This is a genomic window from Ahrensia sp. R2A130, from assembly GCF_000179775.1.
Lineage (GTDB): Bacteria > Pseudomonadota > Alphaproteobacteria > Rhizobiales > Rhizobiaceae > Pseudahrensia.
This window is the reverse complement of record NZ_AEEB01000004.1, coordinates 121481-147949: the sequence shown is the minus strand read 5'-3', so window position 1 is coordinate 147949 and position 26469 is coordinate 121481. Positions and strand designations below refer to the sequence as shown.

Sequence of the window (26469 nt, the reverse complement as noted above, 5' to 3'; positions counted from 1 at the left end):
TGCTGGCTTGCTCTATATAAGACTTTATCACTCCACTTATGGCTTGTGCGCCGCAGGACAATCATCATGGCTGAAGACGGACGCAAGACACTGGTTCTCACCGGCGCAAGCCGTGGCATCGGCCACGCTGCTGTGCGGAAATTCTCCGCCGAAGGGTGGCGGGTGCTGACGCTCTCTCGCCAGCCTTTCGATGACAATTGCCCGTGGCCGGAAGGTGCAGCCAACCACGTTCAGGTCGATCTTGCTGACGCCGATTCGCTCGGCATGGCTGTTGCCGACATTCGTGACCGGTTGGAAGAAGAGGGCGGCAAGCTGCACGCGCTGGTCAACAATGCAGGCATTTCGCCCAAGCTGAACGGGGGCAAGCGGCCCAACTCCATCGACACGCCCATGCAGGTTTGGCGACAGGTCTTTCAGGTCAATTTCTTTGCGCCAATTCTGTTGGCCCGCGCCCTGCTCGACGAGTTGAAAGAAGCGCAGGGTTCCATCGTCAACATCACGTCGATTGCCGGAGGCCGCGTGCATCCGTTTGCCGGTTCCGCCTACGCCACATCGAAAGCAGCGCTCGCCTCGCTGACGCGGGAAATGGCAGCGGATTTCGGCCCCCACGGCATCCGCGTCAATGGCGTTGCCCCCGGTGAAATCGAAACGTCGATCCTGTCGCCCGGCACGGAAGACATGATTGAAGACATTCCGCTTGGCCGTCTCGGCAACACGATGGAGGTGGCCGACACCATCTTCTACCTGTGCTCCGATAAGGCCAGCTACGTAAACGGTGCGGAAATCCACGTGAACGGCGGGCAGCACGTTTAAGCCATGATCGACGGCATCAACCTTCCGCTCATCATGCTGGCAGCGCTTGTTGCGGTAATGAGCCCGGGTCCGGCGACGCTGGGTATTGCGGGAACGTCCATGGCGTCCGGTCGGAAGATGGGGCTGGCGCTGGCGTCGGGCATCACCACGGGTTCGCTCATGTGGTCCACAGCGGCAGCGCTTGGTCTGGGCGCGATCATGCAGGCCAATGTCTGGCTGTTTGAAATCGTGCGCTATGGCGGCGCGGCCTATCTTCTTTATCTGGCTTACAAGTCTGCGCGCTCTGCGATCTCGCCCAGTACGGCGAAGTTGGCGGGGTTGGATGTGAAGACCGTGCGCGGTGCCTATGCCCGTGGGCTGGCGCTGCACCTGACCAACCCCAAGGCGGTGCTGTTCTTCGGTTCGCTCTTTGCCATCGGTGTGCCGCCGGATGCGCCGCTTTCCGCACTGGCCATTGTCATCGCGGCAATCGCGATACAAAGCGCCGTCATGTTTCATCTATATGCGGTCATCTTTTCCAGCCGTCCGGTGGCGAATTTTTATCTGCGTGCGAAGCGTTGGATGGACGGGGTTTTCGCGCTGGCTTTCGGCGCGGTGGGCCTGCGTATTCTCACCGCCAAACTCGCCTAAATGCCTGAACTCCCCGAAGTCGAAACCGTTCGCGGTGGTCTTGCCCCCGTCATGGAAGGCGCGGTGATCGACCGGCTGGAACTGCGTCGCCCCGATCTACGCTTTCCTTTTCCCGATGATTTCGCCAACGCCAGTCAGAACCGGCGCATCGAAGCCCTGTCGCGGCGGGCGAAATATCTGCTGATGGATCTAGATGACGGCACGGTGGTCATCATGCATCTGGGCATGTCCGGCTCGTTCCGCACGCTGGAGGGCTCAGCGGAAGCCCAGCCCGGCAATTTCCATCACGAGAAAAGCCGTGACGAGAAGCACGACCACGTCACGTTCCACCTCACCACCGCAACGGGCGAAAAGGCCCGTGTCGTCTATAACGACCCGCGCCGCTTCGGCTTCATGCTGTCGACGCCCCGCAGCGAGTTGGACGTTCATCCATCTTTTGCCAGTCTCGGTGTGGAACCGGTGGGCAATGCGCTGGATGCTGACTATGTCGCCGGCAAGCTTGCAGACAAGAACGTGCCCATGAAAGCCGCATTGCTCGACCAGAAGATCATCGCCGGCCTTGGCAATATATATGTCTGTGAGGCGCTGTGGCGCGCGCGCCTGTCGCCGCGTCGTAAAGCGCGCACGTTGGTTCAGAAATCCGGTCGTCCCACCCCGAGGCTGGAAGAACTCGTGGTTCACATCCGCAACGTCATCGCCGACGCGATAAAAGCCGGTGGCTCGACGTTGCGCGACCACGCGGCCACCGACGGCACGCTGGGCTATTTCCAGCACACATTTGCTGCCTACGATCAGGAAGGGCAGGACTGCCAGCGGGTAGAATGTTCCGGCACAATCACTCGTATCGTCCAGTCAGGCCGCAGCACATTCTATTGCCCGCGCTGCCAGCGATAGGTTTCGCCGAAGTCGGTTTTCAAAAGCGGTAACTTGATGCAGTGTTCGGACCAAAGCGGCAAACGACATCAGGACGACCTCCATGGGCTACGAGACCATCAAGACCGAAACCAGCGGCAAGGTCGGCATCATCACGCTGAACCGTCCCAAGGCGCTGAACGCGCTGAACTCCAAGGTCATGGAAGAGGTGCTGGAGGCCGTGGCGACCTACGATGCTGACAAAAAGATCGGTTGCATGATTCTAACCGGCTCCGAAAAGGCGTTCGCCGCCGGGGCCGACATTAAAGAGATGGCCGAACTGGACTATATGGACACCTATCTTGGCGACCATTTTTCCCGCTGGGACGAGCTGTCCCGCGCCCGCAAACCGATTATCGCTGCCGTGTCCGGTTACGCGTTGGGCGGCGGCTGCGAACTCGCCATGATGTGCGACTTTATAATAGCGGCTGAAAACGCGAAATTCGGTCAGCCGGAAATCACCATCGGCGTCATGCCCGGCATGGGCGGCTCGCAGCGCCTCACGCGCTTCGTGGGCAAGTCGAAGAGCATGGATATGTGCCTGACGGGCCGCCAGATGGATGCGGCAGAAGCTGAAAGCTGCGGCTTGGTTTCCCGCGTCGTGCCCACCAACGATCTCATGGAAGAAGCTCAAAAAGCGGCTGAAAAAATCGCATCGTTCTCAAGGCCATCGGTGATGATGACCAAGGAAAGCGTTAACCGCGCCTACGAGACCACGCTCACGGAAGGTGTGCGCTTCGAACGGCGGCTTTTCCACTCGCTTTTCGCCACCAAAGACCAGAAAGAGGGCATGGCAGCCTTCGTTGAAAAGCGCAGCGCGCAATTTAGGGACAAGTAAGCCGACTGAACCCCAGTTCTTCGTTGACAGGTTGCCCTTCTCACCCTAAATCGTGCGGCAACAGCGTTGCGGCTTCCGCAGCGCCCTTTCCGTTTGGACGGCTGCAGCTTTTGCATCGCACCGACACGGCGGAAACTTCAGCTTAGCGTTTGTACCGCAGACACCAGTTTCCGCTGGGCACCATTCGGGTGCCAGGCAGACATTTTCGAAGGAAGGGCTTTCATGGCCAACACCTCTTCGGCCAAAAAGGCCACCCGCAAGATCGCGCGTAAAACCGCCGTCAACAAATCCCGCCGCACCTTCATGCGCGGTCAGCTGCGTCTCATGGAAGAGGCGATTGCTGCTGGCGATCAGACCGCGGCTGCAGAGCAGTTCAAAGCTGTTCAGCCCGTGATCATGAAGTCCGCATCCAAGGGCATCATTCACAAGAACACCGCATCGCGGAAAGTTTCCCGCCTGTCGGCTCGTGTTAAGGCGCTCGGCGCTTAAACCAGTCTGCCTTCAGTGATGGTTGCCTGCGCTCGACGGCGGAATTGCTGCGGTCGAGTTTGGTGAAAGCCAAGAGTGGCTGACCAATTTGGAATGTTTCAAAAACCCGCCCGGTTTCCGTGGCGGGTTTTTGCGTTCTGGTGCCGGATTTGGCCCAAAATGACCGATTACACGCCTCTTTGGAATATGCCTGTCAGGCAATCCTTACAGATTCGCACCAAGTCGGACGTGAGTCGCCAGAGTCCGTGACGCCACCGAAACTTTTCGTGGTAAACATAATAAATTCAATGTCTTATGGAAGGTCGATGCGGGGTATGTGTGAGTCAAACCGCCGCAGGGTGGTCGAAGGTGAGTCAAGTGCCTTCCGACCAGAAAAAAACTTCGTCACCAGATTCCGAACATCTTGTCACGTGTGCCACAGGACGACTCGTGCGGATTCTAAAGCGTTTTAGCCGGACGGGATCGCGCTGCAACGCTGGCAATAAAAATGCATCCGGCCTTGCTCAACCCATGTCGGCCGCCACAACGACTTGATGGCCGCAAAACGCTTGGCTAGTTTGATCTCCAGTAGCGGGGCGGTCCAATAAAACAGCTTCGCGACACTAAGATGACGGTTCGGTCAAAAGGCCGTCTCGTTGTCGAAAAAATGAATTTGGGTTTTAGGTGGGCGGTGATGCGTTCCGCCATTCGCATTCAATCTTGGTGGATGCGGTTTTGAACATTGCTGGCAAAGCAACGGGTGCTTGAAGCGTTTTCAGGCTCACCGGCGAAGCCTTGTCCTGTGGTGGTGTGTAAGGAGTATGCGGGCAATGAGTTCGTCAGACGGCAACATTCAGGTTGGTGAAGCCAGCCCAAGCGAAAGCTGGGATGCTTTGAAGGGCGGCGCGATTCTGATCGACGTTCGCACCACCGCCGAATGGGCCTATGTCGGCCAGCCCGCGCTAGAACGCTCCATGCAGCCGCTCATCAGCCACCAATGGCAGCAGTTCCCCACCATGCAGGTGGATACGGGCTTTGCAGACGCGCTGGACGCCCACCTGCAGAAAAACGACCATGGCAAAGACGCGCCGCTCCATTTTCTGTGTCGCTCCGGCGTTCGCAGTCTGGCAGCAGCACATGCAATGGCCGCGCGCGGTTACACCAACACATTCAATGTCACCGCAGGTTTCGAAGGTGATCCGGACGGACAGGGCCATCGCGGCCAGGTCAACGGCTGGAAGTTCGACGGCCTGCCTTGGAGGCAAGGATGAGTGACGAGGATAGCAACATAATTTCGGTCTGAAGGCTTGAGGGAGCCGCTCTTCAGATCACCACACTCCGCCAGTTGGCGGGACAAACGAAAACAAGATCAGTCATTCAGCGCCTACGGCAGGCGCAAATTCTGACAGCACAGCGGGAGACTTTCACCACTATGAACATCCACCTCCAATCACCGGACATTTTCCGCAAACCATTTTCCCGAACATCCCGATACGAAAGCTGACAACGGTCCGGACCTAGGCCTGACCAGACATAAAGTCTGATGGTCGTCAACGTCCGTCTTCACATTTGAACTATTGCGGCCAGTCCGATCCGCGCAGCGATTTCGCTGAATGCGCACCGGACGGCACTAACAAAACGAGCATCTATCTTATGACGACCGTTTCCAATTCACCCGCCTCTGCAACCACCGCCTCAAAGGTGCCAAGCCCTGCCATCGTTGCCAAAACGGCATCGAATGTACCTGTGAAGGCCCGCGCCACAGCAAAGCCGCTTTCACGCCGTGCGCCGAAAGCGTCCACCTCCATGACCATCGCTGTCGGCCCCACCGTGGGTGCCCGCGATGTGCAGAAATGGAGCCGCGTGCAGGCCCAACTCATGGCCAAACTCGGGCCGGAAAGTTTCGCGTCGTGGTTCGACCGCTGCCGCCTGGAGACGATTTCCAAAAGCCAGCTGACGATCTCGGTGCCGACGACGTTTTTGAAATCATGGATACGCACCCATTACGCAGGCATCTTGCTGACGCTGTGGCAGGAACAGAGCGAGGGTATCCTCAAGGTCGATATCGTCGTCCGTAGTGCGGTGCGCTCCGCCAACGCAGAAAGCGGCGAGGCCGTCGATCAACTGGTCAACGGTTCCGCGCCATCCGCGTCGGATGCTACGGGCGCACCCATGGTTTCCAATGGCGGCATGGGCACGATGCCCGGTGCCAGCACGCAGCGGAATTTTGCCACGCTGCCCGGTGAAGACGTGCCGGCCTTCGGCGCAGGCGCTGCCGGTCGTCAGGCGGCAGAAGCCGGTGTCGGTTTTGCAGGCTCGCCCCTCGACCCGTCCTTCACCTTCGCCACCTTCGTGGAAGGCGCGTCCAACCGCGTGGCATGTGCGGCTGCCCGTTCCGTGGCCGAAGCTGACGGCACGGCGGCTCGCTTCAACCCGCTCTTCCTTCACGCCAATGTGGGCCTTGGTAAAACGCACCTGTTGCAGGCCATCGCCTGGGGCGCATCGGCCCGCAATTCCGGCATCAAAATTCTCTATTTAACGGCTGAATATTTCATGTGGCGCTTTGCATCCGCCATCCGCGACCAGTCCGCGCTCTCCTTCAAGGAAAGCCTGCGCGACATCGACCTACTGCTCATCGACGACATGCAGTTTTTGCAGGGCAAAAGTATCCAGCAGGAATTCTGCCATCTGCTGAACGCGCTTATCGACAGCGCAAAACAGGTCGTTGTGGCTGCTGACCGCCCACCTGCACAACTGGAATCGCTCGACGCCCGCGTCCGTTCTCGCCTGCAGGGTGGTGTCGCGCTAGAGGTCGGTTCGCCCGACATCGAAATGCGCAAAGCCATGTTGGAGCTGCGTTACCGCGAAGCCCGCCGTGAGGACCCCAATCTGGCAATCCCGTCCGACATTCTCGACTACGTGGCCACACGTGTCGCGTCGTCCGGTCGTGATCTGGAAGGCGCGTTCAACCAGTTGCTCATCCAGCACAAATTTTCCGACAAGCCGGTCGAGATCGAGCAGATCGAAAAGATGCTCTCCCATCTCGTCCAGTCCGGCGAGCAGCGCAGGGTGCGGGTGGAGGACATTCAGAAAGTCGTATCGCGCCACTACAACGTGTCGAAGAACGATCTTCTGTCCAACCGCCGCACCCGCATCATCGTGCGCCCGCGCCAGATCGCCATGTATCTGTCCAAGATGCTGACCCCGCGCTCGCTGCCGGAAATCGGTCGCCGTTTCGGTGGCCGCGATCACACCACGGTGCTGCACGCGGTCCGCAAGATCGAAGGTTTGCTGAAAGAAGAAACGCAGCTGGCCCACGAAATCGAACTGCTCAAGCGCCTGATTGCTGAAAGCGCGTAAACTACGACTCATCTGGAAAAAGAGTGGCCGCACTTGAAGCTCAAGTGCGGCTCGTCCAGTTTATGCAATGCAGTTGCGTGATTCCGCGCAGCAACGCCAACCTTACTAAAGACGGACCAAGACGATGCGGCTGACCCTGGAACGCGCCAATCTGTTGAAGAGCCTCAACCACGTTCAACGCGTGGTGGAGCGCCGCAACACGATTCCGATTTTGTCGAACGTGCTGCTGAAGGCAGAAGACGGCGGGCTGATGCTGAAGGCCACCGATCTCGACCTCGAAGTGACAGAAAAAACCACTGCCGAAGTCGAACAATCCGGCGCGACCACCGTTTCCGCCCACACGCTTTATGACATCGTTCGCAAATTGCCGGACGGTTCGCAGGTCTTGTTGGCGGTGGATGAAAGCAACGGTCTTCTGGTCCGTGCCGGTCGCTCGCAGTTCCGTCTGCAGATGTTGCCGGAAAGCGATTTTCCTGATCTCACGGCTGCCGAATTTACCCACACGTTCCGCATGGGCTGCGCTGATTTCAAAGCGCTCATCGACCGCACGCAATTTGCCATCTCCACCGAAGAGACACGCTATTACCTGAACGGCATCTACCTTCATGCGGTAGAAGCCGACGGTAAGGAAATGCTCCGCGCTGTCGCCACCGACGGCCACCGTTTGGCGCAGGCCCAGACCGAAGCGCCGGACGGTGCATCGGGCATGCCGGGCATCATCGTGCCGCGCAAAACCGTGGGCGAAATTCAAAAGCTGCTGGAAGACCCCGACGCATTCGTCACAGTGGAACTGTCCGACAGCAAAATCCGCTTCACCGTAGGCGAGGTTGTCCTCACATCGAAACTGATCGACGGCACTTTTCCGGATTATAACCGCGTTATTCCATCGGGTAACACCAAGGAATTGCTGCTCGACCGCGCAACCTTTTCATCCGCCGTTGACCGTGTGTCCACCATCGCGTCTGACCGTGGTCGCGCGGTAAAACTGTCCATCTCGGACGGCCAGCTCACCCTCTCCGTCAACAACCCGGACAGCGGGTCGGCGGAAGAAGAACTGGCGGTCGGTTACTCCGATGACGACATGGATATCGGCTTCAACTCCCGCTACCTCCTCGACATCACCAACCAGCTGTCAGCGGAAGAAACCACCTTCATGCTGGCCGATGCGGGTTCGCCCACGCTCATCCGCGAAAAGGGCCAAGACGGCGCGCTCTATGTGCTGATGCCGATGCGTGTCTAGCTTTCTCGCTGCCGAAAAAGGCGTCGCGATCACGACGCTGAAGCTCGATCATTTCCGCAACTACGATACGCTGCGTCTGCTGTGTGACCATCGCCACGTGGTGCTCACCGGCGAAAACGGCTCGGGTAAAACCAATCTGCTGGAAGCGATTTCCTTCCTGTCGCCGGGTCGCGGTCTGCGCCGCACGTCCTACGATCAAGTGGCAAAGGCGGATGGGAGCGACAGCCCCCGCAGCGGCACTTGGGCGGTCCATGCCGAACTGGAAACACCGGCGGGCGAACTCACCATCGGCACCGGCCTCCAGCGCGGGCCAAACGGCGTGGACGGCCAACGCCGCATCTCCATCAACGGCGCGCCCAAACGCACATCGGAAGATCTGCTGGAGCGGCTGCGCGTCGTCTGGTTGGTGCCGGCGATGGACGGGTTGTTCACCGGCGCGGCCTCCGACCGTCGCCGTTTTCTCGACCGTATGGTGTTGGCCATCGATCCCGGCCATGGCCGTCGCGTCAACGATTACGAACGGGCGATGCGCTCGCGTAACAAACTGCTGGATGAAAACCGCATCGACGATTCATGGCTGGGCGGGATCGAAGCGCAACTGGCCGAACAAGGCACCGCCATCGCCTTCGCCCGAAGCGAGTTGGTGGGCCTGCTGAGCGACCATGCCGCCCCTGAAAATGCGTCGCCATTTCCCACCGCGCGGCTGTTGCTGGAAGGTGCGCTGGAAGAGGAAATCGCCCGTGGAGAAGGTTCCGCTGCCGATGTCGAGGACAGCTTTCGCGATCGCCTGTCGGCAAACCGCTACCGCGACCGCGCCGCAGGCCGCACGCTGGAAGGACCGCATCGCTCCAACCTTGCCGTCATCCATGCGCCCAAGAATATGGCTGCTGCCCTCTGCTCCACCGGCGAACAAAAGGCACTGCTCACCGGCCTTGTGTTAGCCCATGCGAAACTGGTCGCCAAACTCACCGGCATCCCCCCGGTGCTGTTGCTGGACGAATGCGCCGCACACTTGGACGCCCAACGCCGTGCTGCCTTGTTCGACCTCATCGACACCATCGGGTGTCAGGCGTGGATGACCGGCACCGACGCGCCGCTGTTCGAGGCGCTGGGAGATCGCGCCCAGTATTTCACCGTCCACGAAGGCACGGTAGAAGTCTCGTCATGACCGCGCTTTCACCACCCCTCTCTCCAGATGAAACCGAACGCTACGCCCGTCACCTCGTGCTGCCGGAAATCGGCGGCCCCGGCCAACAGGCGCTGAAACGCGCCCGCGTATTGGTGGTGGGGGCAGGCGGCCTCGGTGCACCGGCGATCCAATATCTCGCCGCCGCCGGGATCGGCCATCTCACAGTGGTGGACGATGATGCTGTGTCGCTTTCCAACCTTCAGCGGCAGGTGCTTTATGGCACGGAAGATGTCGGCGCACCGAAAGTCGAACGTGCCTTCGATGCCGCGATGCGGCTGAACCCCTATGTCGAGGTCGATCCCATCTGCCGCCGTTTGGACGCGACCAACATCGCGCAGGTCGTCGAGGGCCATACGATTGCTTTGGACGCCACCGACAATTTCGACACGCGTTACGCGCTGGCCGATGCCTGCGAGGCGGCGCAAATTCCGCTCATCACTGCCGCCGCGAACCGCTTCGACGGCACCATCACCACGCTGAAACCGTGGCAGGACGGCGCACCGTCCTACCGTGATCTTTTCCCCACCGCGCCGCCCGCAGGCACCGTGCCGTCCTGTGCGGAAGCCGGTATTTTGGGCGCGGTCACCGGCTTGCTCGGCACGTTGCAGGCGCTGGAAACGGTGAAGGAAATCTGCGGCTTCGGTGAGGGGCTAACAGGCCGCTTGCTTATGGTCGACGCCCTGTCCCTGCGCTTCACGACTATTGCAACTGGCATCAACACCGGAGCTCCAAAATGACCGCACCCAAGGCCTATATCTTCGACGTCTTCGGCACGCTGGTGGATTGGCGCAGCGGTATCGCGGACGCTGCCCGCGAGGCCGGTCTCGATGTCGATCATCACAAATTCGCCGATCATTGGCGGGGCCTCTACCAGCAGGTCATGGAGCCGGTCCGATCCGGCGCACGGCCCTACACACCCATCGACATTCTGCACCGCGAGAACCTCGAAGCGACGTTGGACCATTTCGGCATCACTGGCTTGGACGACGAAACCAAGACCCATCTCAACGCCGGTTGGGAACGGCTGCCTGCTTGGCAGGACGCTCCAACGGGGCTGGAGCATCTCCACGAGCATGGAATTCTCGGCACCTGCTCCAACGGTTCCATAGCGCTGATGAGCCGCTTGGCGCGCTATGCGGGCCTGCCCTTCGATTGCATTTTGGGAGCGGATATCGCCCGCAGCTTCAAGCCGAAACTCGAAGTCTATCACGCCAGTTGTGCGGCGCTGCGGTTGGACCCTGCCGACGTGATGATGGTCGCCGCTCACAACAGCGACCTAGTGGCTGCCCGCGAAGCAGGCCTGCAAACCGCGTTCATCGCCCGCCCAACAGAACACGGCGAAGACCAGACAATCGACCTCGAACCAAACTCCGACTGGCACCGTGTCGTCAGCACCATAGGCGAGCTGGCTTCTCGTTAGCCGACAATACGCGCGGTCGTCAGCGCCCGAACATCATTCGGATACGTTCGATAAATCCTCGCAGCGTTACTGTGTTTGCCGCGTCTATTCTGCGCTGTTTGGCTTCGTCTTCTTCAGTTGAGGTTGTCTCGGGATTGACCCGTTCTACCCAGTCGAGAAACGGGTCTTTGCTGGTCTCACCCCATTTGGGCACCGGTTGCGAAATGATGTCGCTGGCTCTTTCCGGCACCGTTACGCCGAACTCGCTTTCCAGAAACTTGCGGAATGCTAACGGTGGTTTGCTCAACGGATAATCGAAGTCCGGCTCGTCGCTTTCCGCGCGCAGCTCGTTCAACTCTTTTGCATCCGCGACGCCGAGATATTCATAGGTGGCTTCAGAAGCGCTCTTTTCGTGCAGCTCGTCGGAGCACGGCTCGTTATAGCCGATGGCCAGCAGTTGCAGCAGCACGAGCGGATCGTCGCTGATGATGCCTGCCCATACGGAACCTGACCCCGAGCCGATATGAACGATCCGCTGGTGGCCTTCATCATCCAACCAAAGTGCGGCGCGGGAACCGTCGCCGCCCGTGGTCACAAACTCGAAAACCCGCCGGTCAGCTTCCGCCACAGCTTCGCTCCAGCCGAATGAGAACGGCAATTCATTATAGCGGAAGAACGCGTGGCTCGCGCCGGGATCATCAATCTGGTCGAACGGGTACAGGGCCAGAATATGATCTTCCGCCTTGTCGCCGCTGGTGCCGGTTATGAGCCCCGCATGGCCCTGTTCTTCCATCCAATCAAAAGTGCGGATGAACTCCTCCGGCAGCGTCATCCCTGCAGGCAGCTTCGATTGAAGGCGTTTTGCAAATTCGGTCACGGGCCACCTCGCTGGAACCACGCGCAAGATGGTTGACCATCTGCGTGCGGATTGAAACATGAAGGCCACATTCAACCGGAGGCCTTACTGCCATGCAACGCTCCCGCCTGATCACATTTTTTGAAACCACGGGTTCCGTGCTTGCCATGGCTTACGCGTTGTTGATCGCATCCAATACCGGCAATGAAATTCTAGGCTTTTCGCTGCTCTTGGTCTCCGCATTGCTTTTTGCCGGTTGGGGCTGGCTGGACAAGCGTTGGGCGTTTCTTGCTCTGCAATTCTTCTATGCCGCCTCCGCGCTCATTGGGCTTTGGCGGTGGAGCTAAAATCTGCTTATGCCATCGTGGTTCTGGGTGCTGCCGTCTGGAAAGATGGACGGGCGAGCCCCGCATTGGAACGCCGCACTCGCCACGCCATCGCGCTTCACCAGCAGGGCTTGGCACCCATCCTCGTGCTGTCTGGCGGGCTTGGCCGACACCCGCCCACGGAAGCGAAGGCCATGGCGGAAATTTGTATGGGCGAGGGCGTTCCGCAAGCCGCGCTCCTGCTTGAGGGCCGTTCAACAAACACTTTTGAGAACGTAGCTTTCAGCGCTGCACTTTTGCGCGAGAAGAGAGTGAATTCGGTTCTTGTGGTCAGCGATGCCTACCATCTTCCCCGTGCGAAAATGTGTTTTCGCTACCTCGGTTTCATTGCAACCGGAAGTGCCGCCGTTGCGGGTCCAACGACCCCTTGGTATCGCACTGCACGATACTGGCTTCGTGAAATTGTTGCGATTCCTTACTATCGCCTCTCGCTTTCCCGTCGCATGAAAGCGCTTGGGTTCAACGCAGGTGATGCAATCGGGTCGCTATCCGAGACGCAAAAGCCACGACTGGAGAATTGATGATGGATGTCATTTCAGCGCATGCCGAAGAGCACAATGTTCACAAATCAAGCTGGCTTCGTGCTGCTGTCATGGGCGCAAATGACGGGATCATTTCAACCTCGAGCCTTATGCTTGGTGTTGCCGCCGCATCAGCCTCCAGCGCTGATATTTTGACCGCAGGCGTAGCGGGCCTCACCGCAGGTGCCATGTCGATGGCTGCGGGCGAATACGTTTCTGTGAGCTCGCAAGCTGATCTGGAAAAGGCTGATCTTGATCGCGAACGTCGCGAACTCGAAATCAATCCAGAGACGGAACTGCAAGAGCTGGCGATGATGTTTGAGGCCCGAGGTGCAGCCCCTGAAACTGCTATGCAGGTGGCGATCGAAATGACCGCAAAAGATGCGCTGGCCGCCCATGCCCGTGAAGAACTCGGCATCACGGAGATGACCGAAGCGCAACCCCTACAGGCGGCAGTCGTTTCGGCCTGCACATTTGCAGCAGGTGCATTTTTGCCTCTGCTAATGGCATGGCTCATGCCGCGCGAAGATGTTTACTGGTCCGTCGCGGGGATCACCATTCTGGTTCTCGCCGTGCTTGGCGCGTTGGGCGCAAAAGCTGGCGGCGCAAATCTTGTAAAAGGTGCCGGACGGGTAACGTTCTGGGGCATCGCCGCCATGGCCGTAACATCCGCAATCGGCCTCCTGTTTGGCGCAGTCGTCTAGCGAGCAAGTCGCTGAAGGTGCTGCTATCGGCTGGTGGCGGCATGTAAAAAGTTCGTTAATCGCCTGTTTTGGTTTCAATGTAAGGTTTTCTCTCACTGCTGGCTAATACGAATTTTAGGCCGCAAAGATGTTCGAAACTATAAAAATGACCATGCGTATCGGTATTTTAGCTGAGAAAGATTGCCTCGTTTTTCCATGGACTAATGCGCATGCAGTTTTGACTGAAGCCAATTGTAAGATGGTTTGGTTTCGCGAAATACCTACCAATCGTCCGCGCCGAGGCCGCAAAGCCATTGCAAACAGAGTATGCTTTCGCCTCGTCTGTATGGTCGAAGCTTGTGGCCAGCCATCGCCCTATCAGCGTTACGATTCGCCAGAGGCAGTCGATCTAACCTGCAGGTTCTCAGGGCACTTCAAGGATTTTGATGAAGATAGCCTGCAGCTTTTGGGTGATCAGGAACTCGACGTCATCGTGCGGCTTGGTGGGCGCGGAATATATCGTGGGCGTGTGCTTGACGTTGCACGCTTGGGAATTATTTCGGTTCATCATGGCGACGACCGCGCCTACCGCGGCGGTCCGCCGGGATTCTGGGAAGTTGTGAACAGGGAACGTGAATGCGGTTACGTCGTGCAGCAGCTTGGCCTTGTGTTGGACCATGGCGACATCCTGGCGCGCGGAGCCGTGCCGACAAAGGGCACTATGACCGCCAATCAGACGGCCTTATTCGACGCTGCTGATAGAGAACTGGCAAGTGTGATAGAGTACATAATCGCCACCGGAAACCTGCCGCCTGCCGAAGGTAAGACAAGCTCGTTCGGGCCAATTTACACCATTCCAACCGCCAGCGATTTAGTGCGCTATCTCAAATGCCGTCAGACATGAATGCGATTATGAGCGCGCGCCATCTCGTGGATACGATGGCCAATATCGCTACTGCAAACGGACAAGCGCTGGTCTTGATGGATGGCAACCCAGTGCTGCGGGTCCGCAAACATTTTGCGATTCGTGTTGCGATTGCACTGCTTGACCCTATTCATCCCTATCCTTTGCGGGTCTTTCCAGACTTGAACAATGCACAGCGATTCCAGCAGCTCATAGAAACCGCTAGGCAAGCAGGCGTCGATTTCATACGCATGCGATATATTGAGAAACCGCATCTACTGGCAACTCTGGATTTGCCATCCGGATCTCGTTGGATCCCCCACACTACGGCGATCTGCGATGGCGCGGCACAAGATATGCAGGTGTCATTCAGCAAGAATACAAAATGGCGACGGCTTCAAAAGGAGCATGGGACGTTGTCATTTCTGAACGGGAAGGATGCCGACGCAAGAACAGTTTTGTTGGAGAAAATGTTAATCTGGAAAAAATATTGGCTGCGCGAGAATGGCGCGGCTGGAACCGGTTTTCGTGATCCCGTCCACTTGCAGGCCCTGCGCCGTCTTGTCGATGCGGATACCGGTATTTTGAGACTGCATGCGCTTATGTCTGGCGAAACGCCCGTCGCTATTGAAGCCTGCCTTAGTTCGAAAGATGAATTGTTTAACCTGATCACGAGCTATGACCCTGTGTTTGAAAAATACGGGCCGGGCACCTTGTTGAGCAAATTTTCCATCGCCCACGCCGCTCACGAAGGTTACGCCAGAGTAGATTTTCTACCCCCGGTCTCGAACCACAAATTGCGATTTGCCAAGCGAAAGGTACCGCTGGCCGAATTACAGATACCCCTTACGATAAAAGGCAGATCGGCAATTGCTGCCGCACAGCTTCGTTCGTCGTTTTTACGTGAAGGCGACAGCGATAATTAAAGCACCCCCATCACGATCAGCGCCAGCACGATATAGCGGCAGGTTTTCGCAATCGCGACCAACACCACGAAGCTGCTGATGGGCTCCTTCAGAAAGCCTGCAACCACCGTAATCGGATCGCCGATGAAGGGCGCCCAACTTAGCAGCAGCGACCAGCGGCCATAGCGGTGATACCAGCCCTCCGCTTTCTTCAATGATAGTTCGCTAACAGGAAACCACCACGCATTGGAAAACGTGCCCGTGGCGCGACCGATATAGTAGTTCACGACCGACCCCAGCGTGTTGCCAACACTCGCCACCACCACCAACCAGAACACCGACCATGTGCCCGAACTTATCAGTGCGATCAGCACGATTTCCGACTGCGCCGGAAACAGCGTTGCAGCCACGAATGCGGAGAGGAAAAGCCCGCCATATGCGGTGAGTGCCGACATGAATGACTCAAGCCGCCTTCGGTGTCTTCTTTTGTGCAGCCTGAATTTTCTGCAACACGCGATCTTCGATATCCATCGTTGCAAGTTTGTCGAGTGCTTTACGTGCGGTAGGTGTCTGCAGACGCTCCAGCGTGTGCACACAACAACAGGCCAGCGCATAAGATCGACAGATCGGAGCCGGTCTGGGCAGCTTCGTGGAGAAAACGCGCTTCGACATTTCAATGGTGATGTCGCGTAAGAGTGCTTCAAAGCCTTTTGGCGGGTTCATTTCCAGCGTCCAGATCACGCCCCTTGCGATGGCGATATTGGTTTTCGAAACAACCAACGTCTCGCCACCAAACATACGGCACATCCTCTCGGACTCGTCACTTGGAACGGTGGAAAGAGATGGAGGACTAACTCGGATCTGGGAAGTGTAGGCAGTTTTCAAGAATGCGATTTTCGCGACTTCGTTGGCAGTGTATCCCAGTTTTCGGGAGTAATTCAGGCTTTGCGCGGCATTGTACATCCATGTCAGCACGAGCCTTTTCTGATTGGCACGCGGGTCGTGACGATGTTCGACAAGCAGGCGCAACCATTCATCGAACCGCTCTGTTGCAAGAGACGCTCCCAGTTGGTCGACCGTGTCTTGAACTTTGGTGCGCCATGTTTTGGTCGGTCGCGTGCCAGAGGCAATCGCGAGGTGCTGGGTAAGTTCTGCTGCGGCATCCAGTTTTTCTCGCTGGTCAGCGAATGTGAGCAGCTTCGGACAGGGCGGGGCATCGGCGGAGAAATCCCAGTGCTCGAATTCGAGCTTGTCTCGCTGTTTGTGCAAGGCGATAATCTGTGATGGCGTTAAAACTTCTTCGGTAGTCCTGTTAAAAGCTTCCGGCACTGCCTGCAGCAGCGTGGAGCTTTCCGGCTTCCAATGGTCCAATTTGAAATATTCACCGTAGGTTCGGATTGTTTCGTCGGGCATCTGCAGCACGTCGACCGTTAGCGCTTTGCGACCGCTCTCTCGCGCAGCGTCATGCAATTGTTTTCGGACCGATTTCACCTGCTGCATATAGGTCTGAAATTCGTCGATATCGAAACCATCGCCATTTTCAAACTTGATGAAGCGCTTCTGCGTGTTGGTGGTTGGAAATGCCGGTTCTTGTGATTGCTCGTAGCCCAAGGCATCGCGAAATTCCCGCAACGCCGTCCGCACTTTTTCGGGGTCGTGGATATGGGTTGCATTCGAGACATCGTCTTCCAGGGTTCTCACCATCCGCAGCGTCTCAGGGGCCAATAAAGCGTTTGCGTTGCGCTGTTGGATAAAGCGGAGATACTTCACCATCTTTTGCGTGGTAAAATCGGACACGCGGTAGGTCGTATCCCCCGGTTCCCGCATCGTGCGGGGCGTAAACCGGGACCAAGCGCTGGTATAGAGATCGCATCGTTCAAGCGTCCAGGGTCCGGGAACCTGCTCTATGGCTCGAATGAAGTCACCGGGATTGGAGTAGGTTGCGGCCGCACTATCGATCGGGAAATACCAATCACCAATCGGCCGTCTGCCAACGTCGTCTATAAAACTGTCTAGGTCATAGGACTCGAGTGAAATCAAAACGTCGGCCAAACGGCGCACCCGCTCTTTGTTCATCAGCCGAAAATATTTGTTCATGCCATCTTTTTTGAAATCATCAGCGTCCCTTTCGTAAAGCAGCTCAATCGCATCTCTCATTTGCTGCCTGATCGATGGTCGCTTGGGCGCTGTCGTCAGCTGCGTTTCCGGCGTTGGCGACAGAAGATCGCGTAGAACTTTCGGCAAAATGGACATGATGGCAGATCCGGGACGTTGGGAGCGCTCCCAAGACTAGGCGCCGGGACATTTCATAACCGCCAATGAAAATGGTGAACAATGTCTCACTACGTCACCCGCCGCAGCGTCACGTTTAATCGCCCACCATCTTTCAGCAGGTCGTTCGTGTCCGCATAAATTCGGTCCACACCGTGAAACGCATCGCGGGCGGGGCCGGTGAGGGCCATGACGTCGCCGCTCTCCAGCCGGAAGCTTTGGGTCGGGTCGTTCCGCAGGTTGCCACCGATGCGGAACAGGCAGGCGTTGCCGAGCGAGACAGACAGCACGGGCGCGGCGCGGTTGGTCTCGTCGCTATCCTGATGCAGGCCCATTTTGGCGTCGTCAGTGTAGAAATTGACAAGGCAGGCCTGTGGCGGTTGTTCATCGAGAAACAGATCGCGCCACAGCCGTAGCAATTCGTCGGGAATCGGTGGCCAGAACTCGCCGGTGACGGGATGGCGCGGTTGGTAGCGATAACCGCCATCTTTATCCGTTACCCAGCCGAGCGTGCCAAAATTCGTCATGCGCACTGAAAGCGGTTTTCCGGTGCGCGGCATGGTTGGCGTGAACAGCGGAGCATTGGCGACGCCCGCGCGGATGTCAGCCAACAAGGCTTCCTGCGCCTCACGCGGGTAAAAGCCTGGCCAGTGCAGCACGCCATCTGGCAATGGTTTGGGGATTCTGGCCAATGACGTTCCTTTCCGGTGTGCCTGCTCGGCGTATGTGGCCGGGAGGGACAAAATGTGGCGAAATTGGCGAAGATTCTTCTCTGCTCGTCCTTGCGAGGGGCACACCCTCTCCATATATACGCTTCGGCGCCGGAGTTGGGGCAGTTGCAAGGCTGTTCCCGGCAAGTAAAAACGGCAAAGAAAAACGCAATCCAAAAGGCCCCGTACAGGACGCCGACCGGGAAACCCCGGAAGGAATGTGAAAACCAAGTCGCAAGGCCGGTTTGAGCATTCCGGGTCCAGTCCACTGGGCGCTTACAGGAGAAGACTATGGCTAAAGTTATCGGTATCGACCTCGGCACCACCAACTCGTGCGTCGCCGTCATGGACGGTAAGACAGCAAAAGTGATCGAGAACGCGGAAGGGGCCCGCACAACGCCCTCCATGGTGGCTTTCACCGAAGACGGCGAACGCCTTGTCGGTCAGCCTGCAAAACGCCAGGCCGTAACCAATCCTGAGAACACACTCTTCGCGATCAAGCGCCTCATCGGTCGCCGGTTCGATGCGCCGGAAGTGAAAAAAGACCAAAAACTTGTGCCATTCGAAATCGTCAACGGCGACAATGGCGACGCATGGGTGAAGGTCCGCGACGACAAATATTCCCCATCACAGATTTCCGCGATGATCCTTCAGAAGATGAAGGAAACCGCAGAAGCCTATCTCGGCGAAAAGGTCGAGCAGGCCGTTGTTACGGTTCCGGCTTACTTCAACGATGCCCAGCGTCAGGCCACGAAAGATGCCGGTCGCATCGCCGGTCTCGAAGTGCTCCGCATCATCAACGAGCCAACGGCGGCTGCCCTGTCCTACGGCATGGAAAAGAACGACGGTAAAACCATCGCGGTCTATGACCTCGGCGGCGGTACCTTCGATGTTTCCATTCTGGAAATCGGCGACGGCGTTTTCGAAGTAAAATCCACCAACGGCGATACGTTCCTTGGCGGTGAAGACTTCGACATGACTCTGGTCGAATATCTGGCATCGGAATTCAAGAAAGACCAAGGCGTCGACCTCAAAGGCGACAAGCTGGCTCTCCAGCGCCTGAAAGAGGCCGCTGAAAAAGCCAAGATCGAACTGTCCTCCGGCACGCAGACCGAGGTGAACCTGCCGTTCATCACGGCAGATGCATCCGGTCCAAAACACCTCACCATGAAGCTGACCCGCGCGAAGTTCGAAAGCCTCGTCGGCGATCTGGTGAAGCGCACCGTCAAGCCGATGCAGGAAGCGCTGAAAGATGCCGGTATGAAAGCCGGTGAGATCGATGAGGTCATCCTCGTCGGCGGCATGACGCGTATGCCCAAGGTGCAGGAAACCGTGCAGGAATTCTTCGGCAAGGAGCCCCATAAAGGCGTGAACCCGGACGAAGTGGTTGCCATGGGCGCCGCCATTCAGGCCGGTGTTTTGCAGGGCGACGTCACCGACGTGCTACTGCTTGACGTCACGCCGCTGTCGCTCGGCATCGAAACGCTGGGTGGCGTGTTCACCCGCCTGATCGACCGCAACACCACGATCCCGACGAAGAAGTCGCAGACATTTTCCACCGCTGAAGACAATCAGAACGCGGTTACCATCCGCGTGTCCCAGGGCGAGCGCGAAATGGCCGCTGACAACAAGATGCTCGGCCAGTTCGATCTCGTTGGTATTCCGCCAGCACCACGCGGCGTGCCGCAAGTGGAAGTGACCTTCGACATCGACGCCAACGGCATCGTCAACGTGTCGGCCAAAGACAAAGGCACCGGCAAAGAGCACCAGATCCGCATTCAGGCATCGGGCGGTCTGTCCGACGCTGACATCGAAGCGATGGTCAAAGATGCGGAAGCCAACGCTGAATCCGACAAGGCCCGCCGCGAGAGCGTCGAAGCCAAGAACTCGGCTGAAACGTTGATCGACAGCACCGAGAAGTCGCTCGCCGAACACGCTGACAAAGTGTCTGCCGAAGACAAGGAAGCGATCGAAAATGCGGTCGTCGAGTTGAAAGCGGCCATGGAAAGCGATGATTCCGACGATATCGTCGCCAAGTCCCAGGCACTTTCCGAAGCTGCCATGAAAATGGGCCAGGCGATCTATGAATCGCAGCAGTCCGAAGAAGAAGCAAACGCCGCCGCAGACGCAGCAGCCCACGCTGCTGCCGACGATAATGTAGTCGATGCTGATTTCGAAGAAATCAACGATGATGACGAGAAGAAATCGGCGTAAGCGCCGTCCCTTCGAACTGATCGACAGAGGGGTGCGCGCAAGTGTGCCCCTCTTTTTATGACGGCCCCCGACATTTGTCGTCCGGCCTTCGGCAAAATCGCACGTCCGTGAGCAATTATGAGTAAAGCTGATTATTACGACACGCTCGGCGTCGCCCGTGGCGCCGATGAGAAGGAGCTGAAAAGCGCCTTCCGCAAAATGGCGATGAAATACCATCCCGACCGCAATCCGGATGACGCAAGCGCCGAAGCCAAATTCAAGGAAGTGGGCGAAGCCTACGAGGCACTCAAAGACCCTCAGAAACGCGCAGCCTACGACCGCTTCGGCCATGCTGCCTTTGAAAATGGCGGCGGTGGTGGTTCGCCATTTGGCGGCGGCGGTGCCGGTGGCATGGGCGACATCTTCGAAGATATTTTCGGAGAGATGATGGGCGGTCGCGGCGGCGGTGGCGGCGGACGTCAGCGCGGCGCGGATTTGCGCTACAATATGGAAATCTCGCTGGAAGAAGCCTTTGAAGGCAAAACCGCCGAGATCGAAATTCCCACCTCTATCACTTGTGACACCTGCGACGGTTCCGGCGCAAAACCCGGCACATCCCCCACCACCTGCGGCACCTGTGGTGGTGTCGGCCAGGTGCGCGCAAGCCAGGGCTTTTTCTCCATTCAGCGCACATGCCCCGCATGTCAGGGTCGTGGCGAAGTCATTAAAGATGCCTGCGATGATTGCGGTGGCTCAGGCCGCAAGACCCAGACCAAAACACTGTCTGTCAACGTGCCAGCCGGTATCGAAGACGGCACGCGTATCCGTTTGGCCAGCGAAGGCGAAGCCGGTGTACGCGGCGGACCGCAGGGCGATCTTTATATTTTCCTGTCCATCGAACCCCACGAATTCTTCCAGCGCGATGGGGCCGACATCTATTGCCGCGTGCCGATTTCCATGACGACAGCAGCTCTTGGCGGTCAGTTTGAAGTGGGCACGGTGGAAGGCAAAAAGGCCAACGTGAAGGTTCCCGAAGGCACGCAAAACGGCAAGCAATTCCGTCTGCGTGGTAAGGGCATGCCCGTCATGCGCTCCAGCCAGCAGGGCGACATGTATATCCAAGTCGCCATCGAAACCCCGTCGAACCTGACGAAACGCCAGCGCGAATTGCTGACAGAATTCGAGAGCGAAAGCAGCGCGGACAATTCACCGGAATCGACCAGCTTCTTCGGTCGCATGAAGGGCTTTTTCGACGGGTTGGGCGAGTAACGGAAAAAATCTCTCCCCGCCTTCCGATCGCACCTCATACTGCCCGTTCTTTCGCGCATGAGCCGACGGTCCGGACCGTCCTGATCGTTGCGTGGAAGCGATCCTTCCGTCGCAGGCCGTGTAACGTACGGTTCGGGCGGAGCTCTATGTCGCACCGGCAGAGCTGCCACAACAGCTTCGGGACCGGACGTCGAACGTCAGCAATGACGGGCCGAGGGCAAGGCCGGTGAGAACTTTCGGGTTCTCATATTCGGGGAGGTGACGGGAATGGTGTTGAGACACATCCGCAGCAGGATCGAGCGGGGCGAAGGCGTATGCCTTTTCGCCTGAAACTACAGGCTAACGGCAGACTTCTTCGTCCCGCTGGCTCGCTTCTCTTAATTCACTCCGCCGCGGCAACGCGAGCGGGGGTAGAGTCGTTTGTGCGCCTAACCCGCGTCACGCTCCACAATCCACTCATGCTCTGGATGGTTCTCGAACCGCCAGGCCCGTCGCGGCCCGGCCATGACGTTGAGATAATACATGTCGTACCCGTGCGGCGCTCCGCACGGATGATGGCCTTTTGGCACCAAGACAGTGTCGCCGTTATGCACCGTCATGGTTTCATCCAGCGAACCATCATCGGTGAACACCCGCTGGAACCCGAAACCCTGCGGCGGGTCGAAGCGGTGATAATAGGTCTCTTCAAGATACGTCATGCGGGGAAAATCGTCTTCATCGTGCCGGTGCGGCGGGTAGGACGACCAGTTGCCAGCGGGTGTGAAAACTTCCGTCACCAACAGGCTGTCGGCAAAGTCCTGCTCCTCCATCGCAATCGGATGGATGTAGCGCGTGTTGGCCCCAACGCCCCGCGTCACCGCACCAATATCGTCGCCAGACAGCAAGCGGACCGGATGCCCACCCTTACCGGGTGCCGTGCAGACGGCCAGCGTCACATCTGTCTCAGCGGTTGCCGACCACTCGGTGCCGTTCGGCACGTAGAGGCAGACGGGCCTGATGCGGCTGCCATCAGCATCCTTGTCGAACACCGACATGCGCCTGCCCTGTAAGCCGTAATCCTCGCCATCTGCAGATAGGCTACACTGCCCTTCGACGATAACGAGCAAGGCTTCCAGATCACCGGTCACTTCACTTACGCTTTCACCGGCAGCGAGCCTGTGCAGACCGAAACCAACATAATTCCAGTCTGGCGAGAGCGGCGTCTTGGTGTTGTCGATGGTAACATCCGTCACCTTTCCCGACGAACCATTCGGACGGATCAGCAAATCGCTCATACAGGTATCTTCCGTTCGTCGGCCTCGTTTGCTTCGTATTCTGCGCGGGCCTGTTGCACCTCTTTGCGATCGGAAACCTCCGGTACGCCCACGTCCCACCACGAGCCACCGGCTTCCGTGGATGGACCGGCGTCGGTATCTATGACGATGACCTTTGGAATGTCGCCAGCACGGTCTGCCAGCGCCGACTCCAGTTCGGCTATGGTGGAAACCTTCACCGCCGCCGCACCCATGGAAGCCGCGTGGGCCACGAAGTCGATGGCGCTGTCGTTCACATGGAAACTGTCATCCAACAGGTTGTTGAACGCCGCACCGCCTGTGCCTGCTTGCAACCGGTTGATGCAGCCGAAGCCGCGATTGTCCGTAATCACCAGGGTGAACGGCACGCCCATGGTGACGGCGGCAGCGAGTTCGGAATTGCCCATCATATAGGAACCGTCGCCCACCATCACGATCACGTCCGCATCGGGCCGCGCGAGTTTGACGCCAAGACCGGCGGCGACTTCATAGCCCATGCAGGAAAAGCCGTATTCCATGTGGTAGCTGCCCACCGCTGGTGCGCGGAACAGCTTGTGCATTTCGCCGGGCATGGTGCCCGCAGCGCCGACAATGATCGTGCTGTCGTTGGAAGCTCGTTGCACCGCACCGACAACTTGCATATCGGTGGGCAGCGAATTTCCATCCCCGCTGGGTGGAGCCGTGACATTATCGACAGCATCGTCCCAGGCGGAACGGACATCGTCGTATCCGTCACCCGTGGCACCGGCGACGCCCAACGCATCGTGCAGCGCTTGAAGCCCTTCACGGGCATCCGATACGATGGCCAGCGCACCCGCTTTTCCAGCGTCGTATGAGGCGGCGTTGATGGTGATGAATTTGACGTCGGGGTGTTTGAACAGCGACCAAGAGCCGGTGGTGAAATCTTGCATCCGCGTGCCAACCGCGATCACCACATCGGCTTTCGCTGCCATGTCGTTGGCCGCCGTGCCGCCGGTCACACCGATGGGGCCGAGATTGCAGGAATGGCTCCAAGCCAGAGCGGCCTTGCCCGCTTGCGTTTCGGCAACAGGAATGTGGTGGGTGGCGGCGACGGTATCGAGAATCTCGGTCGCGCCGGAATAATGAACGCCACCACCGGCGACGATCATCGGTGCTTTGGCATTGGCGAGCAGCGCGATGGCTGCCTCAATCTGCGCTTTCTCCGGCGGTGGGCGGCGGAAATGCAGCACGCGGGGTTCGAAGAAGGAGACTGGAAAATCGTAGGCCTCGGCCTGTGTGTCCTGACAGAAAGCCAACGTCACCGGCCCGCAATCGGCAGGGTCCGTCATAGTGCGGAAGGCGCGGGGCAGGGCGCGCAACAACTGTTGGGGCCGTGTGATGCGGTCGAAATAACGCGAGACTGGGCGGAAGCAATCATTGGCGGACACGGTGCCGTCGCTGAAATTTTCCACCTGCTGCAACACCGGGTCGGGCAGGCGGTCGGCGAACACATCGCCCGGCACGATGAGCAACGGCAGGCGGTTCACGTGGGCCAAGGCTGCAGCGGTGACGACATTGGTCGCGCCCGGGCCGATGGAGGTGGTGACCATCATCGCGCGGTTACGGTTCGATGCCTTGGCGTAGGCGATGGCCGCGTGGGCCATGGTTTGCTCATTGTGGCCGCGATAGGTGGGCAGCGCGTCGCGATGAGCGTAAAGCGCCTCGCCCATGCCGGCCACATTGCCATGGCCAAAAATGCCCCAGCAGGCGGCGAGGAAAGGCAGGCGTTCGCCGTCAATTTCGACAAGCTGGTTAGCGCAATAGCGCACCAGCGCCTGCGCCGCGGTAAGTCGGATTGTTTTGGTCATGGAGTTGGTCCGGTCTGGTCGTGCGTTGGAAAAAGTCTATCGAACGAGTGCTGTGTCGTCATCACATATACCACTGTCATCCCCGCGAAGGCGGGGAACCATTTGCGAACTGCCAAGGCCCTCGTCCTCGCGCCACGCAGATGCGGTAGAATTCACAACAGACAATCTCTTGACGCATTTGTTGAGAAGTGGGTCCCCGCCTTCGCGGGGATGACAATAGAGTGGATTAGAGAGGCGTAAAATCATGGGTGCCGATGCACCGCTCTTGGTTGGTATCTTGGGGCAGCAACACGCCCCGCGTCCACGGATTTTGTGCGATCAGTGCATCTATCTGTGCGGCACTATTCAGCGCCCAGATATCGGGCCAGCAGTGCTGTTCGATCAAGGCGGAAAGCTCTGCGTCGGCAGGAATGTGCAGCAATGTCTCCACGCCTTTGGCGCGGGCTGCTAGGATGCTGGTCGCTAAGGCGGCACCATCACCGTTCCAATGGATCACGGCGGTGTGGACAACCGGCCATTGCGCGAAATCTGAAAAGCCGGGTGTAACGCTGCGTCCAATCCATAGGCCGCTATCTACGGCGCGAAAAAATCGCTCGCGGTCGCTGTCGTGTGGCGCGACGAAACCGTTGCCGGTGATGGTGTCCAGCGTGTCGCCGTCGGTCAGCGTCGAAACATGCAGAGGCAAGTCGAGCGCGGGACGGTTCGTCGCCCAGTGGATGTGCTCCAACTTCGCGTCCTTGCGCAGCGCCTGCTCCGGTGAGCCGTGTTGGAGAAAATACTGCAGCTCTTCCCAACTGGGGTAGGCGGGGGCGCAACCGTGGCGGGAGACGGCGAAGGCACCGCAGGCGTTTGCCCAGGTCAGTGCCGTTTCCCAGTCTTCGCCGCATAGCCAACCGCGCAACAGGCCGGACATGAAGCCGTCGCCCGCGCCCAGCACGTTGAACACTTCGATGGGAAAGCCGGGACCGGATATCCCCGCATCAAGATCTTCTGCGATAGTGTCTGTGAAGGCCACCGCACCCATCGGGCCGCGTTTGCACACCAGCGTTGCACCGCTCACCGCACGCACGGCTTTCAGCGCCGTGATGGTGTCGGTGGTGCCGCCAGCGATGTGAAATTCTTCCTCGGTGCCGACGATGAGGTCGAACAAGCGGAGCGTCGATTGCAGTTTGGCGGTAACCTGTTCGCTTTCGATGAAGCGGCTCTCGCCATCGCCGTGACCGGCCAGCCCCCAAAGGTTCGGGCGGTAGTCGATATCGAGCGCGGTGCGAGCGCCATTCTTGCGGGCGAGACGCAGCGCTTTCAGCACGGCGGCTTCGGTTTTCGGGTTGGAAAGATGGGTGCCGGTGGCCGTCACGCATCGGGCACTGGCAATGAAAGCGGGGTCGATATCGTCTTCGCAGATCGCCATGTCGGCACAGTTTTCGCGATAGAAGATGAGGGGGAATTGATCTTCATCGCGGATGCCCAACAGCACAAGCGCTGTGAGGCGTTCGGGGTCGGTGATGACGCCGTTCGTGTCCACACCCTCGCGCGAAAGCTGTTCGCGGATGTAGCGACCCATATGCTCGTCACCCACGCGGGTGATCACGGCGGAGCGCAGCCCCAGCCGCGCGGTACCGGCGGCGATGTTGGTGGGAGAGCCACCGATATATTTGGCAAACGATCCCATATCCTCCAGCCGCCCGCCGATCTGTTCGCCGTAAAGATCGACGGATGAGCGGCCGATGGTGATGAGATCGAGGGTCGTCATGGCGAAGCCTGCAAAAGCGGTTGTCGTCGTATCTATCTAGCGAAAAAT

At 58.5% G+C, this 26469-nt stretch carries 24 protein-coding genes and 1 pseudogene; 18 read left to right on the top strand and 7 right to left on the bottom strand.

The features are described from left to right. The first annotated feature begins 66 nt into the window (after positions 1 to 66). From R2A130_RS06135 to R2A130_RS06085, 11 genes are all read left to right on the top strand, one after another. Positions 67 to 813, top strand: a complete 747-nt coding sequence (locus R2A130_RS06135; RefSeq protein WP_009464094.1) for an SDR family NAD(P)-dependent oxidoreductase — start codon at positions 67 to 69, stop codon at positions 811 to 813. A 3-nt stretch (positions 814 to 816) separates the two neighbouring features. Continuing rightward, entirely contained in the window at positions 817 to 1443 is a 627-nt protein-coding gene (locus R2A130_RS06130; protein WP_009464093.1) for a LysE family translocator, read from the top strand. Then, positions 1444 to 2337 (top strand): bifunctional DNA-formamidopyrimidine glycosylase/DNA-(apurinic or apyrimidinic site) lyase, encoded by an 894-nt coding sequence (gene mutM, locus R2A130_RS06125; protein WP_009464092.1) that lies wholly within the window; start codon positions 1444 to 1446, stop codon positions 2335 to 2337. An 82-nt stretch (positions 2338 to 2419) separates the two neighbouring features. After that, positions 2420 to 3193 carry an enoyl-CoA hydratase gene (locus tag R2A130_RS06120; protein ID WP_009464090.1) on the top strand — a complete coding sequence of 258 codons (774 nt, stop codon included), beginning with the start codon at positions 2420 to 2422 and terminating at the stop codon, positions 3191 to 3193. 222 nt (positions 3194 to 3415) lie between these two features. Next, positions 3416 to 3682 carry a 30S ribosomal protein S20 gene (rpsT, locus tag R2A130_RS06115; RefSeq protein ID WP_009464089.1) on the top strand — a complete coding sequence of 89 codons (267 nt, stop codon included), beginning with the start codon at positions 3416 to 3418 and terminating at the stop codon, positions 3680 to 3682. Positions 3683 to 4491: 809 nt separating this feature from the next. Continuing rightward, complete coding sequence (locus R2A130_RS06110) at positions 4492 to 4932, top strand: rhodanese-like domain-containing protein (RefSeq protein WP_009464087.1); 441 nt, start codon at positions 4492 to 4494, stop codon at positions 4930 to 4932. Between the two features lie 535 nt (positions 4933 to 5467). After that, positions 5468 to 7021 (top strand): chromosomal replication initiator protein DnaA, encoded by a 1554-nt coding sequence (dnaA, locus tag R2A130_RS06105; RefSeq protein ID WP_050786077.1) that lies wholly within the window; start codon positions 5468 to 5470, stop codon positions 7019 to 7021. A gap of 124 nt (positions 7022 to 7145) precedes the next feature. Continuing rightward, positions 7146 to 8261: a DNA polymerase III subunit beta gene (gene dnaN / locus R2A130_RS06100; protein ID WP_009464085.1), complete on the top strand. Its 1116-nt coding sequence runs from the start codon at positions 7146 to 7148 to the stop codon at positions 8259 to 8261. Beyond that, positions 8254 to 9429, top strand: a complete 1176-nt coding sequence (recF, locus tag R2A130_RS06095; protein WP_009464084.1) for a DNA replication/repair protein RecF — start codon at positions 8254 to 8256, stop codon at positions 9427 to 9429. The genes dnaN and recF overlap by 8 nt, the downstream gene beginning before the upstream one ends. Beyond that, positions 9426 to 10187 carry a molybdopterin-synthase adenylyltransferase MoeB gene (gene moeB / locus R2A130_RS06090; protein WP_009464083.1) on the top strand — a complete coding sequence of 254 codons (762 nt, stop codon included), beginning with the start codon at positions 9426 to 9428 and terminating at the stop codon, positions 10185 to 10187. Before recF ends, moeB begins: the two co-directional genes overlap by 4 nt. Beyond that, positions 10184 to 10870 (top strand): haloacid dehalogenase type II, encoded by a 687-nt coding sequence (locus tag R2A130_RS06085; protein WP_009464082.1) that lies wholly within the window; start codon positions 10184 to 10186, stop codon positions 10868 to 10870. Before moeB ends, R2A130_RS06085 begins: the two co-directional genes overlap by 4 nt. Before the next feature lie 19 nt (positions 10871 to 10889). On the opposite strand, the gene R2A130_RS06080 is transcribed toward R2A130_RS06085, so the two are convergent. Beyond that, positions 10890 to 11726, bottom strand: coding sequence for a hypothetical protein (locus R2A130_RS06080; RefSeq protein ID WP_009464081.1), 837 nt, complete (start codon positions 11724 to 11726; stop codon positions 10890 to 10892). A 92-nt stretch (positions 11727 to 11818) separates the two neighbouring features. Between R2A130_RS06080 and R2A130_RS06075 the strand changes: the two genes are divergently transcribed. The 5 genes from R2A130_RS06075 (at position 11819) to R2A130_RS06055 (ending at position 15125) form a co-directional block, all read left to right on the top strand. Next, on the top strand, positions 11819 to 12052 hold the full coding sequence (locus R2A130_RS06075) for a hypothetical protein (protein ID WP_009464080.1): 234 nt from the start codon (positions 11819 to 11821) through the stop codon (positions 12050 to 12052). Beyond that, complete coding sequence (locus tag R2A130_RS06070; protein ID WP_009464079.1) at positions 12043 to 12612, top strand: YdcF family protein; 570 nt, start codon at positions 12043 to 12045, stop codon at positions 12610 to 12612. The genes R2A130_RS06075 and R2A130_RS06070 overlap by 10 nt, the downstream gene beginning before the upstream one ends. 2 nt (positions 12613 to 12614) lie before the next feature. Then, positions 12615 to 13316 carry a VIT family protein gene (locus tag R2A130_RS06065; RefSeq protein ID WP_009464078.1) on the top strand — a complete coding sequence of 234 codons (702 nt, stop codon included), beginning with the start codon at positions 12615 to 12617 and terminating at the stop codon, positions 13314 to 13316. Positions 13317 to 13461: 145 nt separating this feature from the next. Next, complete coding sequence (locus tag R2A130_RS06060; protein ID WP_009464077.1) at positions 13462 to 14199, top strand: formyl transferase; 738 nt, start codon at positions 13462 to 13464, stop codon at positions 14197 to 14199. Positions 14200 to 14207: 8 nt separating this feature from the next. After that, positions 14208 to 15125, top strand: a complete 918-nt coding sequence (locus R2A130_RS06055; protein WP_198008642.1) for a GNAT family N-acetyltransferase — start codon at positions 14208 to 14210, stop codon at positions 15123 to 15125. Here the strand turns inward: R2A130_RS06055 and R2A130_RS06050 are convergent. The 3 genes from R2A130_RS06050 to R2A130_RS06040 all read right to left on the bottom strand — a co-directional run bounded on the left by R2A130_RS06050 (position 15122) and on the right by R2A130_RS06040 (position 18067). Continuing rightward, positions 15122 to 15559: a YqaA family protein gene (locus R2A130_RS06050; RefSeq protein WP_009464075.1), complete on the bottom strand. Its 438-nt coding sequence runs from the start codon at positions 15557 to 15559 to the stop codon at positions 15122 to 15124. The genes R2A130_RS06055 and R2A130_RS06050 overlap by 4 nt on opposite strands. A gap of 7 nt (positions 15560 to 15566) precedes the next feature. Then, a complete protein-coding gene (locus R2A130_RS06045) occupies positions 15567 to 17357 on the bottom strand; it encodes a hypothetical protein (protein WP_009464074.1) in 1791 nt (596 codons plus the stop codon). A gap of 89 nt (positions 17358 to 17446) precedes the next feature. Beyond that, entirely contained in the window at positions 17447 to 18067 is a 621-nt protein-coding gene (locus R2A130_RS06040; protein WP_009464073.1) for an alpha-ketoglutarate-dependent dioxygenase AlkB, read from the bottom strand. A gap of 309 nt (positions 18068 to 18376) precedes the next feature. Here R2A130_RS06040 and dnaK point away from each other — a divergent pair, with 309 nt between their 5' ends. Together dnaK and dnaJ are read left to right on the top strand one after the other, a co-directional pair. Then, positions 18377 to 20299 carry a molecular chaperone DnaK gene (dnaK, locus tag R2A130_RS06035; RefSeq protein ID WP_009464072.1) on the top strand — a complete coding sequence of 641 codons (1923 nt, stop codon included), beginning with the start codon at positions 18377 to 18379 and terminating at the stop codon, positions 20297 to 20299. A 117-nt stretch (positions 20300 to 20416) separates the two neighbouring features. After that, entirely contained in the window at positions 20417 to 21547 is a 1131-nt protein-coding gene (dnaJ, locus tag R2A130_RS06030) for a molecular chaperone DnaJ (protein ID WP_009464071.1), read from the top strand. A 428-nt stretch (positions 21548 to 21975) separates the two neighbouring features. On the opposite strand, the gene iolB is transcribed toward dnaJ, so the two are convergent. The 3 genes and pseudogenes from iolB to iolC all read right to left on the bottom strand — a co-directional run. Next, entirely contained in the window at positions 21976 to 22821 is an 846-nt protein-coding gene (gene iolB, locus R2A130_RS06025; protein WP_009464070.1) for a 5-deoxy-glucuronate isomerase, read from the bottom strand. Beyond that, on the bottom strand, positions 22818 to 24668 hold the full coding sequence (gene iolD, locus R2A130_RS06020; protein WP_009464069.1) for a 3D-(3,5/4)-trihydroxycyclohexane-1,2-dione acylhydrolase (decyclizing): 1851 nt from the start codon (positions 24666 to 24668) through the stop codon (positions 22818 to 22820). The genes iolB and iolD overlap by 4 nt, the downstream gene beginning before the upstream one ends. A gap of 693 nt (positions 24669 to 25361) precedes the next feature. Further along, positions 25362 to 26421, bottom strand: a pseudogene (gene iolC / locus R2A130_RS06015) (5-dehydro-2-deoxygluconokinase); the annotation flags it as partial. Positions 26422 to 26469: the final 48 nt, after the last annotated feature.

Excerpts from the sequence above, each read along its gene's own strand:
- dnaA (WP_050786077.1), top strand. The coding sequence starts at position 5,468 with ATGACCATCGCTGTCGGCCCCACCGTGGGTGCCCGCGATGTGCAGAAA.
- mutM (WP_009464092.1), top strand. The coding sequence starts at position 1,444 with ATGCCTGAACTCCCCGAAGTCGAAACCGTTCGCGGTGGTCTTGCCCCC.
- dnaJ (WP_009464071.1), top strand. The coding sequence starts at position 20,417 with ATGAGTAAAGCTGATTATTACGACACGCTCGGCGTCGCCCGTGGCGCC.
- R2A130_RS06110 (WP_009464087.1), top strand. The coding sequence starts at position 4,492 with ATGAGTTCGTCAGACGGCAACATTCAGGTTGGTGAAGCCAGCCCAAGC.
- R2A130_RS06055 (WP_198008642.1), top strand. The coding sequence starts at position 14,208 with ATGAGCGCGCGCCATCTCGTGGATACGATGGCCAATATCGCTACTGCA.
- R2A130_RS06075 (WP_009464080.1), top strand. The coding sequence starts at position 11,819 with ATGCAACGCTCCCGCCTGATCACATTTTTTGAAACCACGGGTTCCGTG.
- moeB (WP_009464083.1), top strand. The coding sequence starts at position 9,426 with ATGACCGCGCTTTCACCACCCCTCTCTCCAGATGAAACCGAACGCTAC.
- dnaN (WP_009464085.1), top strand. The coding sequence starts at position 7,146 with ATGCGGCTGACCCTGGAACGCGCCAATCTGTTGAAGAGCCTCAACCAC.
- iolD (WP_009464069.1), bottom strand. The coding sequence starts at position 24,668 with ATGACCAAAACAATCCGACTTACCGCGGCGCAGGCGCTGGTGCGCTAT.
- R2A130_RS06045 (WP_009464074.1), bottom strand. The coding sequence starts at position 17,357 with ATGTCCATTTTGCCGAAAGTTCTACGCGATCTTCTGTCGCCAACGCCG.
- R2A130_RS06135 (WP_009464094.1), top strand. The coding sequence starts at position 67 with ATGGCTGAAGACGGACGCAAGACACTGGTTCTCACCGGCGCAAGCCGT.
- rpsT (WP_009464089.1), top strand. The coding sequence starts at position 3,416 with ATGGCCAACACCTCTTCGGCCAAAAAGGCCACCCGCAAGATCGCGCGT.
- R2A130_RS06085 (WP_009464082.1), top strand. The coding sequence starts at position 10,184 with ATGACCGCACCCAAGGCCTATATCTTCGACGTCTTCGGCACGCTGGTG.
- R2A130_RS06130 (WP_009464093.1), top strand. The coding sequence starts at position 817 with ATGATCGACGGCATCAACCTTCCGCTCATCATGCTGGCAGCGCTTGTT.
- iolB (WP_009464070.1), bottom strand. The coding sequence starts at position 22,821 with ATGAGCGATTTGCTGATCCGTCCGAATGGTTCGTCGGGAAAGGTGACG.
- dnaK (WP_009464072.1), top strand. The coding sequence starts at position 18,377 with ATGGCTAAAGTTATCGGTATCGACCTCGGCACCACCAACTCGTGCGTC.
- R2A130_RS06065 (WP_009464078.1), top strand. The coding sequence starts at position 12,615 with ATGGATGTCATTTCAGCGCATGCCGAAGAGCACAATGTTCACAAATCA.
- R2A130_RS06060 (WP_009464077.1), top strand. The coding sequence starts at position 13,462 with ATGACCATGCGTATCGGTATTTTAGCTGAGAAAGATTGCCTCGTTTTT.
- R2A130_RS06120 (WP_009464090.1), top strand. The coding sequence starts at position 2,420 with ATGGGCTACGAGACCATCAAGACCGAAACCAGCGGCAAGGTCGGCATC.
- R2A130_RS06050 (WP_009464075.1), bottom strand. The coding sequence starts at position 15,559 with ATGTCGGCACTCACCGCATATGGCGGGCTTTTCCTCTCCGCATTCGTG.